Origin of the sequence: Stenotrophomonas pavanii (genome assembly GCF_900101175.1) — a bacterium.
Lineage (GTDB): Bacteria > Pseudomonadota > Gammaproteobacteria > Xanthomonadales > Xanthomonadaceae > Stenotrophomonas > Stenotrophomonas pavanii.
In genome coordinates this window covers 32,765-45,233 of record NZ_FNFQ01000008.1, presented here as the reverse complement: position 1 = coordinate 45,233, position 12,469 = coordinate 32,765, and the positions used below count along the sequence as shown (strand labels likewise).

Annotated in this window: 13 protein-coding genes and 2 riboswitches; of the genes, 3 read left to right on the top strand and 10 right to left on the bottom strand. The window is 68.0% G+C overall.

Going from position 1 to position 12,469, the window contains the following annotated elements:
* The first annotated feature begins 392 nt into the window (after positions 1–392).
* Entirely contained in the window at positions 393–2,570 is a 2,178-nt protein-coding gene (locus BLS66_RS14110) for a primosomal protein N' (RefSeq protein WP_074726136.1), read from the top strand.
* 74 nt (positions 2,571–2,644) lie between these two features.
* Here BLS66_RS14110 and BLS66_RS14105 read toward each other — a convergent pair whose 3' ends face one another.
* Positions 2,645–3,265 carry a glutathione S-transferase family protein gene (locus tag BLS66_RS14105; RefSeq protein WP_049470955.1) on the bottom strand — a complete coding sequence of 207 codons (621 nt, stop codon included), beginning with the start codon at positions 3,263–3,265 and terminating at the stop codon, positions 2,645–2,647.
* Positions 3,266–3,397: 132 nt separating this feature from the next.
* Positions 3,398–4,177 (bottom strand): NYN domain-containing protein, encoded by a 780-nt coding sequence (locus tag BLS66_RS14100; RefSeq protein WP_049470953.1) that lies wholly within the window; start codon positions 4,175–4,177, stop codon positions 3,398–3,400.
* 123 nt (positions 4,178–4,300) lie between these two features.
* Here BLS66_RS14100 and BLS66_RS14095 point away from each other — a divergent pair, with 123 nt between their 5' ends.
* Complete coding sequence (locus tag BLS66_RS14095; RefSeq protein ID WP_074726135.1) at positions 4,301–5,581, top strand: NAD(P)/FAD-dependent oxidoreductase; 1,281 nt, start codon at positions 4,301–4,303, stop codon at positions 5,579–5,581.
* A 91-nt stretch (positions 5,582–5,672) separates the two neighbouring features.
* On the opposite strand, the gene BLS66_RS14090 is transcribed toward BLS66_RS14095, so the two are convergent.
* The 3 genes from BLS66_RS14090 to BLS66_RS14080 all read right to left on the bottom strand — a co-directional run bounded on the left by BLS66_RS14090 (position 5,673) and on the right by BLS66_RS14080 (position 6,910).
* Positions 5,673–6,128: a hypothetical protein gene (locus BLS66_RS14090; protein ID WP_049470949.1), complete on the bottom strand. Its 456-nt coding sequence runs from the start codon at positions 6,126–6,128 to the stop codon at positions 5,673–5,675.
* Positions 6,129–6,131: 3 nt separating this feature from the next.
* Positions 6,132–6,563: a nuclear transport factor 2 family protein gene (locus BLS66_RS14085; RefSeq protein ID WP_074726134.1), complete on the bottom strand. Its 432-nt coding sequence runs from the start codon at positions 6,561–6,563 to the stop codon at positions 6,132–6,134.
* A gap of 71 nt (positions 6,564–6,634) precedes the next feature.
* Positions 6,635–6,910, bottom strand: a complete 276-nt coding sequence (locus BLS66_RS14080; RefSeq protein ID WP_053461526.1) for a GIY-YIG nuclease family protein — start codon at positions 6,908–6,910, stop codon at positions 6,635–6,637.
* A 41-nt stretch (positions 6,911–6,951) separates the two neighbouring features.
* A riboswitch (glycine riboswitch) is annotated at positions 6,952–7,041 on the top strand.
* A gap of 13 nt (positions 7,042–7,054) precedes the next feature.
* Positions 7,055–7,158: riboswitch (glycine riboswitch) on the top strand.
* An 84-nt stretch (positions 7,159–7,242) separates the two neighbouring features.
* On the opposite strand from BLS66_RS14080, the gene BLS66_RS14075 reads away from it, so the two are divergent.
* A complete protein-coding gene (locus BLS66_RS14075; RefSeq protein ID WP_005411215.1) occupies positions 7,243–7,860 on the top strand; it encodes a trimeric intracellular cation channel family protein in 618 nt (205 codons plus the stop codon).
* 184 nt (positions 7,861–8,044) lie between these two features.
* Here the strand turns inward: BLS66_RS14075 and BLS66_RS14070 are convergent, their stop codons facing one another.
* The 5 genes from BLS66_RS14070 to BLS66_RS14050 all read right to left on the bottom strand — a co-directional run bounded on the left by BLS66_RS14070 (position 8,045) and on the right by BLS66_RS14050 (position 12,457).
* Complete coding sequence (locus BLS66_RS14070) at positions 8,045–9,118, bottom strand: 3-deoxy-7-phosphoheptulonate synthase (RefSeq protein WP_049470944.1); 1,074 nt, start codon at positions 9,116–9,118, stop codon at positions 8,045–8,047.
* Between the two features lie 295 nt (positions 9,119–9,413).
* Positions 9,414–9,671: a hypothetical protein gene (locus tag BLS66_RS14065; RefSeq protein WP_049470943.1), complete on the bottom strand. Its 258-nt coding sequence runs from the start codon at positions 9,669–9,671 to the stop codon at positions 9,414–9,416.
* Between the two features lie 177 nt (positions 9,672–9,848).
* A complete protein-coding gene (locus tag BLS66_RS14060; protein WP_074726133.1) occupies positions 9,849–10,589 on the bottom strand; it encodes a DNA alkylation repair protein in 741 nt (246 codons plus the stop codon).
* Positions 10,586–11,086: a MarR family winged helix-turn-helix transcriptional regulator gene (locus tag BLS66_RS14055; RefSeq protein ID WP_074726132.1), complete on the bottom strand. Its 501-nt coding sequence runs from the start codon at positions 11,084–11,086 to the stop codon at positions 10,586–10,588. The genes BLS66_RS14060 and BLS66_RS14055 overlap by 4 nt, the downstream gene beginning before the upstream one ends.
* Positions 11,087–11,158: 72 nt before the next feature.
* Positions 11,159–12,457 carry a sensor histidine kinase gene (locus BLS66_RS14050; protein ID WP_074726131.1) on the bottom strand — a complete coding sequence of 433 codons (1,299 nt, stop codon included), beginning with the start codon at positions 12,455–12,457 and terminating at the stop codon, positions 11,159–11,161.
* Positions 12,458–12,469 lie beyond the last annotated feature (12 nt).

Below are 12,469 nucleotides of genomic sequence, written 5' to 3'. Positions count from 1 at the left end.
CGGCATGATAGCGGCAGGCAATCGACGCCCGTAGGACTTGCGCCCACCGGCACTTCGTGCTGCAGGTTGTGCACAGCACCACGCGGGTTTCGGGGAAAACTGCGGCATCCGCCTGAATTCACTCTGTTTCAGCTTTGTTTCACACATAAGTTGTTGATTTTGATTGTTTTTGCCGTGTGGCGATTTTTTGACCAACCCGAGCGTGAGGCCGTCGCCATCGGCCTCCTGCGCGTCCGCTGGCCGGTAACGCACAACGTTATCCACAGAACATGTGGATAAGACTGAATCTCCAATGGACACCGATATTTAGGTGACATTTATGATTCAACGGACGCCGTCCGGTCGCCCCGTCCGCTGCCATCCGCGCGCGCATGGCCCGGTACACTGGCCCGATGCTTTCACCGATTCCGACCCTGCAGGTCGCCCTGCCCGTCCCGCTGCCGCGCCTGTTCGACTACCTGCCACCGGAAGGCGATGGCCCTGCGATTGCGGTCGGCTGCCGCCTGAAAGTGCCGTTCGGCAACCGGGAGCTGGTCGGTGTCGTGACCGGCCACGGCCAGACGGACGACGGGCAGGGGCTGCGCCAGGCCCTGGCGTGGTGCGACCCGCAGCCGTTGCTGCAGGGCGAGCTGTGGCAAAGCCTGCAATGGCTGGCGCGCTACACCCACGCGCCGCTGGGCGAGGTCGTCAGCACCGCCCTGCCCGGTCCGCTGCGGCATGGTGAGGCCCTCCCCGACACCCACCATTGGGGCTGGCAGCTGACAGCCGAGGGCCATGCCCAGCGTGCGACGCTGCGCGCCGGCAGCCGGCCGCGGCAATTGGCCGAACTGCTGGCCGACGCCATCGTCGATGAAGACGTGCTGGGCGAACGCATGGAGGATTGGCGCACTGCCGCACGCAGCCTGGCCAAGCGCGCCCTGGCCGAGCGCGTCGCGCTGGCAGTGGCGCCCCAACACGCGCAGCCGCTGCCGGGCCCTACCCTCAACCCGGACCAGGCCGCCGCCGTGGCCGCGATCACCGCCGCCGAAGGCTTCCAGCCGTTCCTGCTCGATGGCGTGACCGGCAGCGGCAAGACCGAGGTCTACCTGCAGGCGATCATCCATTGCCTGGCGCACGGCAGGCAGGCGCTGGTGCTGGTACCGGAAATCGGCCTCACCCCACAGACCCTGGCGCGCTTCCGTGGTCGCCTCGGCATTGCGGTGCATGCGCTGCATTCGGGCTTGAACGACAACGAGCGCGCGCGCGTCTGGGCAGCGGCCTCTCGCGGCGAAGCGCGGGTCATCGTCGGCACCCGCTCGGCGGTGTTCACGCCGTTGCCGCAGGCCGGCCTGCTGATCGTCGACGAGGAACACGACGGCAGCTACAAGCAGCAGGATGGCATCCGCTACCACGCGCGCGATTTCGCCCTGGTCCGGGCCAAGGCGCTGGGCATTCCGGTACTGCTCGGCAGCGCCACGCCCTCGCTGGAAACCCTGCACAACGCCTATGCAGGTCGCTACACCCACCTGCGCCTGAAGCAGCGTGCCGGCGATGCGCGGCCACCGCGCGTGCGTATCCTCGATGTACGCAAGCGGCCGCTGCATGACGGCCTCTCGGCCGATGTGCTGGCCGGCATCGGCGAGCACCTGCAGCGTGGCCAGCAGGTGCTGGTGTTCAAGAACCGCCGCGGCTACGCGCCGGTGCTGCTGTGCCATGACTGCGGCTGGACTGCGCCGTGCCAGCGCTGCGACGCGCCGATGACCGTGCATGGCGGAGGCCGGCGCCTGCAATGCCACCACTGCGGCGCGCGGCAGCCGGCACCGCTGGCGTGCCCGGCCTGCGGCAGCCTGGCGTTGCAGCCGCAGGGCATCGGCACCGAACGCCTGGAAGAGCACCTCACCGCCGCCTTCGCCGACTTCCCGGTGGTGCGCATCGACCGCGGCACCACCTCGCGACGCGACGCGCTGGAACAGCAGCTGGCAAAACTGGGCGACCAACCCGGTATCCTGGTCGGCACGCAGATCCTGGCCAAGGGCCACGACCTGCCCAAGCTGACCCTGGTGGTGGTGGTGGGCATCGACGAAGGGCTGTTCTCGGCCGATTTCCGCGCCAGCGAGAAACTCGCCCAGCAGCTGATCCAGGTGGCCGGTCGCGCCGGGCGTGCACGTGACCCCGGCGAGGTCTGGCTGCAGACCCACCACCCCGGGCATCCACTGCTGGAAACCCTGGTCAGCGGTGGCTACCACCCGTTTGCGCAGGCCGAGTTGAACCAGCGCCAGGCGGCCGGGTTCCCGCCATTCGCGCATCTGGCGTTGGTGCGTGCTGAAGCGCAGCAGGTGGAGCATGCCAATGCATTCCTGCTGGCCGCGCGGCAGCTGCTGGGCGAACAGGACGTGGTCGAGGCCTACGGGCCGATGCCCGCACCGATGCCACGCCGCGCCGGCTACCAGCGCACGCAGCTGCTGCTGTCGGCCCTGCAGCGACCGCCCCTGCATGGCGTGCTTTCGCAACTGGTACCGCAGCTGTACGCGCTGCCGGAAGCCCGCAAGGTGCGCTGGTCGCTGGATGTGGATCCGACGGATCTGTATTGAGGGGTCAGAGCCCCTTGGTTATCGGGGCCGGATCCCTTTCCGCAGGAAAGGGCTCTGACCCCGAACGCCTTCGCTTACGTCAGCGGCGACATTACGCCGCGCTGGTAAGCTGGTCGCTCGCGCAGGCGCGCATACCACTCGGCCAGGTGCGGCAGGTCCGGGCGCTGGATCGGCAGTTCATACCAGGCGTACACCAGCGAGCCGAGCGGAATGTCGCCCATCGCGAACGTCCCGCCCGACAGCCATGGCTGCGTGGCCAGGGTGGCATCGGCCATCGCCAGGTAGTCACCGGCACGGACGATGGCCGCGTTGATGCGCGCTTCGTCACGGTCGGCCGGCGCGGTGCGCATGATGCCCCAGACCAGGTCGCTGTACAGCGGTGCCATCCGCGAGGTGCTCCAGTCCATCCACTTTTCGGCCTGCGCGCGCTCCATCGGGTCCTCGGCGTACAGCGTGCCCAGCGCATAGCGCGCGCTCAGGTAACGCACGATGGTGTTCGATTCCCACAGCGGCAGGCCGTGGTCCTCGATCACCGGCACCAGGCCGTTGGGATTCATCGCCTGGTACTCCGGCGTCTGCGTGCCGCCGTGGCTGCCGCCGACTTCGATGGATTCGTACGGCAGGCCGATCTCCTCGGCACACCACAGCACCTTGCGGACGTTGCTGGAATTGCGACGGCCCCAGATCTTCAACATGCGGGTTTTCCTTGCTGGCAATGCGAGCGGCAACGATACGCCTGATCGGTGGGTGATGTGCGTGCCGGGTGCGGGATCTGGCATCTGCAGCATGCCGGCCAGCGGCCGGCACTACCGGTTCTTTTGCCGGCACTACCGGTTCTTTTTCGGCAGCGCGCGTACGTAGGACGACTTGCCATCCTTCTTCAGCTCGAACAGGCCGATCGCCGCCAGCAGGTCGCTGAGCTTGCCGTAGCCATAATTGCGCGGATCGAACGAGGCCTGGTTGCCGATCTGGCTGCCTACCGGCCCCAGGTGCGACCAGCCATCCTCGCCCTCGGCCGCAGACACCGCGCGGCGCAGCATCTTCACCAGCCGCGTGTCGCTGCGCATCTCCGCACCGCTTTTGCGCGGGCGTGCATCGTCATTGGCGACGGGCTCGTTGGATGCCTGTTCGCTCGATGCCTGCTCGGCATCCGGCACACTGGCGTGGGTCTGGCCCAGCGCTTCCAGGTAGGTGAACTTCGAGCATGCGTTGACGAAGGGTTCGGGCGTTTTCTTTTCGCCGAAGCCATACACCTTCACGCCATCGGTCAGCAGGCGCATCACCATCGGGGTGAAATCGGCATCGCTGGAGACGATGGCGAAGCCATCAAGGTTGCGCGCGTACAGCAGGTCCATGGCATCGATCACCATCGCCATATCCGAGGCATTCTTGCCCTTGCTGTAGGCGAACTGCTGGATGGGGCGGATCGCATACTCATGCAGTACCGCTTCCCACCCCTTCAGTCGCGGGCTTTTCCAGTTGCCATAGGCGCGGCGCACATTGGCCACGCCGTAGCGCGCGACTTCGGCCAGGACCTCGTCGATCTTCGAGGCCGGCGCGTTGTCGGCGTCGATCAACAGGGCGATGCGCTTTTCCGGTTCGCTCATGGGCTCCTCTCGGGCCGTTGCCTGAACCCGAGTATCGCCGATCCGGGCGGTCGCTGACGTGACAGGTAGCCGCCGTGCGAAGATGCCAGGCGCTTCCCCCAATGCCCCCACTGGAGTGAGTCGATGAGTCGCGAGCGCGTTCCCCACCTGGTCGTTGTCGGCGGCGGTTTTGCCGGTCTCTGGGCCACCCGTGCCCTGGCCCGCGAACGCTTACGCATCACCCTGGTCGACCGCCGCAACCATCACCTGTTCCAGCCGCTGCTGTACCAGGTGGCCACCGCCGGCCTGTCCGCACCGGATATCGCTGCACCCCTGCGCCACATCCTCGGCCACCAGCGCAATGTGGAAGTCCGCCTCGGCGAAGTGGTGGCCATCGACAAGCAGGCCCGGCAGATCCGCATGGCCGATGGCAGCACGCTGGACTACGACAGCCTGCTGCTGGCCACCGGCGCCACCCACGCCTACTTCGGCAATGATCAGTGGGCCGACGATGCGCCCGGGCTGAAGACGCTGGACGATGCCATCGCACTGCGCCGCAAGCTGCTGCTGGCGTTCGAGCGTGCCGAGGCCGAGCCGGACCCGGCCAAGAAGGCGGCGTGGTTGAGTTTCGCCATCGTCGGCGGCGGCCCGACCGGTGTGGAACTGGCCGGCACCCTGGCCGAGATTGCACGCCACACGCTGCGCAATGAGTTCCGTCATATCGATCCGGCCAGCGCCAAGGTGCGGCTGGTCGAGGCTGGGCCGCGCGTGCTGTCCTCGTTCCCGGAAGTGCTGTCGCTGAAGGCGCGCCGCCAGCTGGAGAAGCTGGGCGTGGAAGTGCTGACCGGTACTCCGGTGAGCGACATCGACAGCCAGGGCTTCACGCTCGGTGACCAGTTCGTGCCGGCACGCACCGTGGTCTGGGCCGCCGGTGTGGCCGCTTCACCGCTGGCTCGCACGCTGGACGTGCCGCTGGACCGCGCCGGGCGCGTGCAGGTGCAACCGGACCTGACCCTGCCCGATCACCCGGAGCTGTTCGTGGCCGGCGATCTGGCCGCACTGAGCCAGGCCGACGGCAAGCCGGTTCCCGGCGTGGCGCCTGCGGCCAAGCAGATGGGCAAGTACGTGGCCGAGGTGGTCCGCGCACGCCTGCACGGCACGCCCGCACCCGGCCCGTTCAAGTACGCCGACTACGGCAACCTGGCCACCATCGGCCGCATGGCCGCGATCGTGCACCTGGGACGGCTGCAACTGTCCGGCGTGCTGGCCTGGTGGTTCTGGCTGGCCGCGCATGTGTTCTTCCTGATCGGCTTCCGCAACCGCATCGTGGTGCTGCTGAACTGGGCCGTGGCGTACTGGAGCTACCAGCGCAGTGCGCGCATCATCTTCGGTGATGATCAGGAAGACCGTCGGCCCCGGCGGTAGTGCCGGCCGCTGGCCGGCTGCGGCGCGGTCGGATCCCTTTCCGCAGGGAAGGGCTCTGGCCCCGTCAACACCCTCCACGCATGGCGTGGCTCTACTTCCTCATCGGGCCACCGGGCACCCGCCGTTTCGACCAGGTCCGGCAGAAGTCCTCCCTCCTCGCGGTGTCGGCAATCTGCGCGGTACTCCAATGCCGGGTGATCCAGATCGCCAGCGCGGTGCTGCTGAGATGCCAGCGCAGCATGCCGTGCCGAGGTTGCCGCCACAGGTGGCGCCGGGCAATCCAGAAGGCCTCCCGCTCCACTTCAGGCACCTTCTTCTTCATTCCGTCCTTGTCGAAGAACTGGGCAGTGAAGTGCCAGGGATTCATCGGCTGGAATCCCGCCCGTGGTTCGCTGCTGCACGCTGCCACACCACTGGGCGCGCGTTCGGCCGGCTTCGGCCGACCGTCCACCAGCGCCAGCCCGAGCAGATACAGCAGGCCAGGCAGCAGCGCGATACCGGCGACCAGGACGACGACGGAGATCCATGCGTTGCCGGCGGCACGCATCGCTCACTGCGCCTTCGGTTTCGGGTACCACAGCGCGTTGACGATGACCCAGCGCTGGCCGAAGCGGCCCATGTGGAAGTAGTCGACGAACCACGGCGTTTCCAATCGCACCGAGGCGGCGTTGCCGGTCACGTCCAGCACCGTGCAGCGGCGATCCCATTGATCCTTCGGGGTCTTCAACGCGCCCTGCTTCGTCAACGAGACCAGTTCTTCCTTCGACATCCGGCGCAGGCCGAGGCGTTCGTCGGGTGTATCGCCGAGGACCGCGCGCTTGGCCAGGTCCGGATGCAGGGAGTGGGCGACCCGCTGCGGGTCGGCCTCCAGCTGGCCATCGACGTAGTCGTGGCAGGTGGCTTCGATGGCCGCGAGGGTGGCCGGGTCGGCGGCAGGGCTCGTTGCTGCGGAAAGAGCGAACAGCAGGGCGATCGTCGACATCCGGGTCTCCAGCTCTGGGCGCGGGGCGATCATCGCATAGGCCGGGTAGCCCATCCACGCAGGGCGTGGATCTACAGAAGCGTCTCGACCGGTTCCTGCAGCCAGGCCAGCTTGCGCTCGCGGGGCTGCTGCTTGAGCTGCCACTCGGCGCGTGAGGCGGCGGCCCGGTCCGGGTATTCGCGCACGGCCAGCACGCGCAGCGGTGGCCGTGCCCGCGTGTAGCGCGCGCCCTTGCCGGCCTGGTGGGCGGCGAAACGCGCGTCCACGTCCGTGCTGATGCCGGCGTAGTAGCTGCCATCGCGGCATTCAAGCAGGTACAGGAACCACGGGCGGACGGACGGGGCCATGGCCTGGATTATGCCGTGCTGCACTGCAGCGGATATACTGGCCGCCGAATGCAGGAGAGAGGCGCCGCGCTGGCGCCCGCCGAAGGCGCAGGCTCCCATGATCGCTCAGGCCGGTGGGCTGGAATCCCACCAACCATGCATTCGACTCGCCGAGCTGGAGAGAGGTCACCGGGCACGCCCGGGACGATCCGCCGAAGGGGCACGCGGCCCATGCCGCTGAACTCTCAGGCAAAAGGACAGCGGGAGCGGCACCGGTCATCGTCATCCCGTCATTGCGCAGGCAGTGGCGGTCGTCGCGCATGGCCGGCCCCACCGCGCCCGGAGCCTGTCCCATGCTGCTGTCCATCATCTACCTGATTGCCATTTCCGCCGAAGCCATGACCGGCGCACTGTCCGCCGGCCGCCGCCGCATGGACCTGTTCGGCGTGGTCATGATCGCCTGCGTCACCGCCCTCGGTGGTGGATCCCTGCGCGACATCCTGCTCGGCCACTACCCGCTGGGCTGGGTGAAGCATCCGGAGTACCTGGGCTTCACCGTATGCGCGGCGCTGATCGCCACCTGGGTGGCGCGCTGGATGCACCACTTCCGCCGCACGTTCCTGGTGCTCGACGGACTGGGCCTGATCGCCTTCACCCTGATCGGCTGCTCGATCGCGCGCGAAGCCGGCCATGCGATGCCGATCGTGCTGATCGCCGGCATGCTGACCGGCGCGTTCGGCGGCGTGCTGCGCGACATCCTCTGCAACGAGGTGCCGCTGATCTTCCAGAAGGAGCTGTACGCGATCATCGCGCTGCTGACCGGCGCCGCTTACCTGCTGCTGCTGCACTGGGGCGTGGCCGACGCCACCGCGATCCTGTGCTGCCTGGGCGGCGGCTTCGCGCTGCGCCTGCTGGCCATCCACTACCGCTGGGAAATGCCGAAGTTCGTGTACCACGACGAAGTGCATTGAGGAGCGTCTTCGCCGGGACCCGCACCACCCCGGCGATGGACCTGGCGCTGTCGCTCATGCGCAGCGCCAGGCGCATCGCCGGTGCAGACAGGCCGGTCTCCAACTCCGACCGGCCCTGATCGCGGCCGCACCCCCGCAGGCGCTGGCCGCCATCCACACACGTGCCGCGCTCAGGCGGCTTCCATCAGGCCGCTTCGGACACCTTTACGTCACGACGGGCGCGCACGGCAGCAGCCAGTCGCTCCAGCACCGTCACCGTGGTATCCCAGTCGATGCAGCCATCGGTGATGCTCTGCCCGTAGACCAGCGGCTGGCCTTCCACCAGTTCCTGGCGGCCACCGACCAGATGGCTCTCGATCATCACGCCGACGATGCGCTGTTCGCCCTCTTCCAGCTGAGCGGCGATGTCGTCGATCACCTTCGGCTGGTTTTCCGGGTTCTTCAGGCTGTTGGCATGGCTGGCATCGATCATCAGCCGGGTCGGCAGCTTGGCCTTGGCCAGCACCTGGCAGGCCTCGCCGACGCTGCCTGCGTCATAGTTCGGCTGCTTGCCGCCGCGCAGGATCACGTGGCAATCCGGGTTGCCGGTGGTCGACACGATGGCGGTGCCGCCCTGCTTGGTGACCGACAGGAAGTGATGCGGATTGGACGCCGCCCCCACCGCGTCAGCGGCGATCTTGACGTTGCCATCGGTGCCGTTCTTGAAGCCGACCGGGCACGACAGCCCCGAGGCAAGCTCACGATGCACCTGGCTTTCGGTGGTACGCGCGCCGATCGCGCCCCACGCCACCAGGTCGGCGATGTACTGCGGCGAGATCACGTCGAGGAACTCGACACCGGCCGGCAGGCCGAGCTTGTTGATGTCGCGCAGCAGGCCGCGGGCGATGCGCAGGCCCTTGTCGATCCTGAAGCTGCCGTCCAGGTCCGGATCGTTGATCAGGCCCTTCCAGCCCACCGTGGTGCGCGGCTTCTCGAAATAGACGCGCATGACGATTTCCAGTTCGCCGGCCAGTGCATCACGCAGCGGTTTGAGGCGCTGGGCGTACTCGATGGCGGCGTTGGGATCATGGATCGAGCACGGGCCCACCACCACGGCCAGGCGGTCGTCACGGCCGTGCAGGATCTGGTGCAGGGCCGCGCGCGAGGCGCTGACGGTGTCGGAAGCTTCATCGTCACAGGGCAGCATCGCCAGCAGCTGGGCGGGCGGTGTCAGCGGTTCGATGGTGCGGATACGCAGGTCGTCGGTGTGCGGGGGCATTGGGGGAGATCTCCGGAACGTTGGGGGTCCCCAGCGTGGCGACATGAAAAAAGCCGCCAGGTTCGCTGGCGGCTTTCGGGAATGCGTCTGAAGCTTTCTTCAGGGTGAGCGCAGTCCTTCCTCCGCCAGTGGCTTCGGAAAGTAATACCAGTAAAAGCGGGTAGCGGCTGCGTTCATGGGATCTATTGATAGCACAGCTTTTGCGCAGTGCAAAATGTTTCATCCGCAACTGGGGACGTGGTTCAGCGAGGTGGGCTCCAGCGCTGCCTACGTGGCGGCAGCCACGCAACGTCGGTCATTTGCCATGCACTTCCACGTCCAGCAGCAGGCCTTCGTGGATGTCCGCCCAGCGCTCCAGCACGCGGTCCAGCTCCTGCCTGGCCTCGTCCAGCTGCTCGGGGTTGAGCAGGGAGCGCGTTGTATAGAGATCGGAGACCAACCGCCGCAGGGTCGCTTCCGGGATGGCCACCGACGGCCCTTCCAGCCCCGGCAACTGCAATGCCGGGCTGTCGCCAAGCGGACCGAACAGCGTGACCTGGAGCGTGCTCTGCATGATCAACTTCCCTGCGGATGGACATGGGCAATGCCCTGTTTACCGCGTCCGGGTGACCGGCGCATGTGCCATGCGCGTCCGGGGTGCAGGCGGGGGTGGCGGTATAGCGCTCGATGAAGGTGTGCGACATGCTGCTTGTTCCTTGAAGGTCCGGGGGGTGCCGGCCAGCGGCCGGCACTACCGGAGCGAGCGCAGTGCACGCTTGCGGATGTAGGCATTGGCGTCGCTGTGGTGTTCGTACTGCCAGCGCGCGCACACCGCACGCAGCCACTGCGGCTGCGTCTTGCCGGCGTCGTTGAGCCAGTTGCCCACGGAGTCCTGCACGTAGCGCTCCGGGTCGTTAGCCAGTGCTTCCAGCAGCGGCAATGCATGTTCCGGGTGCCGCTTGAACAGCGCGATATGCGTGGCCCACACGCCACGCGGGCGCAGCGCTTCGCAGGCGAAGCGGCGCAGGTACGGCGATGCTTCCTGCGTCCATGGCTGCAGGTACTCCAGCGCCTGCAGGGGTGCGGCAACAATGTCGGCACGCAGCGCCAGCCACGCCCATTCGCGCACGCCGAAGTGCGGGTCGTCAGCCAGCGGACGCATCGCCCGCAGCTTGGCCGGCAGCGTCGCGCCGGCATCGCTGCCGATCAGGTAGCAGGCCCAGCCGCGCACCGTGTCTGACACATGCGCCTGCCAACGCGCAGGATCCCCCTGCCCGGCTTCGTGCAGCAACCGCGCCGCCAGCGCCATGCGCTGGGTGATGCCCTTGCCTGAGGCATCGCGCATACATTGCAGCGCTTCCGGCTCAAGGGCAGGCGCCACCACCTGCAGCAGCGCGGTGAAATCCACGGCCAGGCACTCGGCCAGATGGGTGGCAGCGGCGCTGCCACTGTTGAGTGCACGCAGCCTTTGCGCAGGAACGGGCGTGCTCATGCTGCGGATTCCCGCCCAGTGTCCGTGTGCTGCCAGACCTTGTGCAGCAGCTGCGACAGCTGCTGCTGTTCACCCGCGTCCAGGCCGTTGAACAGGCCGCTGATCCAGTGCGTGTGCTGCTCGAACAGCGATTCGGCCAAGCGCTTTCCCGGTGCAGTCAACACGATCTGCAGACGGCGGCCATCCCCGTCATCGCTGCGACGCTGCAGCAGGCCTTCACGCTGCAGGCCATCGAGCAGGCCGCTGATGGTGGCGCGGGTCACGCCGGCACGCTCGGCCAGCAGGTGCGGCGGCAGTGCGCCACCGGCCCCGTGCAACAGGAACAGCACGATGAAGCGGCCCTCGCTGAGCCCATGCGGTGCCAGCCGCGCGGCGCAGTCGCGATCGATCGACGAGGACAACGAGAGCAGCTGGAAGCACAGGTGCAGCGGCGCGATGTTGGCGTGGCCGCGTCGCTGCGCTTCTGCCAGAAGAGCGCGGTGCTTGGCTTCGATCATCTGGCGTCCGCATGTGGTTAGGCACCTAACTATATTGCAGGATGGCTGAGCCAGGCAAATCGGATCTGAATTTCAGCCAGTGCTTCCCAGCAGCAGGCGTGCGATCAGCCCACCGCCCTCACGGTGCAGCAGCTGCAGTTGGCCGGCATGTCGCCTGGCCACGTTGGCGGCCACGGCCAGCCCCAGCCCGGCCCCGCCGGTGGCGCGGCTGCGCGAGCTTTCGCTGCGCTGGAAGGGTTGCAGCAGGCGTGCACGGTCGGCCTCGGCGATGCCGGGGCCACGGTCCATCACATCCAGCTGCACGTCGTGGCCGACCAGGGCCACCTGCAGCTCCACGGCCCCCGCGTAGCGCGCGGCGTTGTCGATGAGATTGTCGACCGCGCGCCGCAGCAGCAGTGCATCGCCGTACCACGGCAACGTGTCCGGGCCCTGCAGCACGATGTCCACCCCGCGCAGCAGCGCCGCCTGCACGCAGTCCTCAAGCAGGGCCGCCAGATCCAGCGCGCGCATCTGCGGCGGCTGCAGTTCGCCACGTGCGTAGTCGAGCACCTGCTCGATCATCGCGTCCATGCGCTCGATGTCCGCCACCATCCGCGCCGCCTGGGGCGCGGGCGCGAACTCGGCGCGCAGGCGCAGACCGGTCAGGGGTGTGCGCAGGTCGTGCGCCACCGCCGCCAGCATGTGGGTCATCTCCTGCGCCTGCGCGCGCAGGCGTTGGCGACCGGTGCTGATCGCGGCGGCCAGCACCTGTACTTCGCGTGGGCCATCATCGGGCAACGGCACTTCGGCCTGCAGGTCGGCACGCGCACTGGCTTCGGCCAGGCGGCGCAGCGGCCGCCCCAGCCGGATCGACGCCCATGCCGCCAGCGGCGCCAGCAACACCGCGCCGCCCAACAGCGCGAGCATCACCTGCCGGCGCCAGGCGGCCAGATCGCTGTGATCGCTGCCGACCACCTGCCAACGTCCATCGGCCTGGCGCACACCCAGTTCGAACGGCGGCCACTGCATGGCGGTCAATACCGCCGACTGCGCCTTCAGCACACCGGCCCGAGCGGTCGCATCGAGCACCGCGCCGCCCTCGATGACCTGCACGTCGGGCGCCTTGCCCTGCCCGCTCCAGACCCAGCGCACGTCCTTTGCCGGCAGTCCCATCTGCAACGCCGCCAACTGCGTGAGCCAGTCGCTGGCGCTGCCCTGCGGGGGCCCGTCCTGGCGGGCCAGATGCAGGCCCAGCGGCGCGGCCTCCCGTTCGCCGCGCAGCACCTGCATGGCCTGGTCCAGCCGCATCGGTGGTGGCGCGGGACGGGGCATCCAGCCGACCACCGCCACGCTGACCAGGGTCGCCAGCAGCAAGCTGGCCAGGGCCAGCATCGCGATCCAGCG

Bases quoted from the DNA above. Each gene is read 5' to 3' on its own strand.
- BLS66_RS14110 (WP_074726136.1), top strand. From the start codon at position 393: ATGCTTTCACCGATTCCGACCCTGCAGGTCGCCCTGCCCGTCCCGCTG.
- BLS66_RS14105 (WP_049470955.1), bottom strand. From the start codon at position 3,265: ATGTTGAAGATCTGGGGCCGTCGCAATTCCAGCAACGTCCGCAAGGTG.
- BLS66_RS14100 (WP_049470953.1), bottom strand. From the start codon at position 4,177: ATGAGCGAACCGGAAAAGCGCATCGCCCTGTTGATCGACGCCGACAAC.
- BLS66_RS14095 (WP_074726135.1), top strand. From the start codon at position 4,301: ATGAGTCGCGAGCGCGTTCCCCACCTGGTCGTTGTCGGCGGCGGTTTT.
- BLS66_RS14090 (WP_049470949.1), bottom strand. From the start codon at position 6,128: ATGCGTGCCGCCGGCAACGCATGGATCTCCGTCGTCGTCCTGGTCGCC.
- BLS66_RS14085 (WP_074726134.1), bottom strand. From the start codon at position 6,563: ATGTCGACGATCGCCCTGCTGTTCGCTCTTTCCGCAGCAACGAGCCCT.
- BLS66_RS14080 (WP_053461526.1), bottom strand. From the start codon at position 6,910: ATGGCCCCGTCCGTCCGCCCGTGGTTCCTGTACCTGCTTGAATGCCGC.
- BLS66_RS14075 (WP_005411215.1), top strand. From the start codon at position 7,243: ATGCTGCTGTCCATCATCTACCTGATTGCCATTTCCGCCGAAGCCATG.
- BLS66_RS14070 (WP_049470944.1), bottom strand. From the start codon at position 9,118: ATGCCCCCGCACACCGACGACCTGCGTATCCGCACCATCGAACCGCTG.
- BLS66_RS14065 (WP_049470943.1), bottom strand. From the start codon at position 9,671: ATGCAGAGCACGCTCCAGGTCACGCTGTTCGGTCCGCTTGGCGACAGC.
- BLS66_RS14060 (WP_074726133.1), bottom strand. From the start codon at position 10,589: ATGAGCACGCCCGTTCCTGCGCAAAGGCTGCGTGCACTCAACAGTGGC.
- BLS66_RS14055 (WP_074726132.1), bottom strand. From the start codon at position 11,086: ATGATCGAAGCCAAGCACCGCGCTCTTCTGGCAGAAGCGCAGCGACGC.
- BLS66_RS14050 (WP_074726131.1), bottom strand. From the start codon at position 12,457: ATGCTGGCCCTGGCCAGCTTGCTGCTGGCGACCCTGGTCAGCGTGGCG.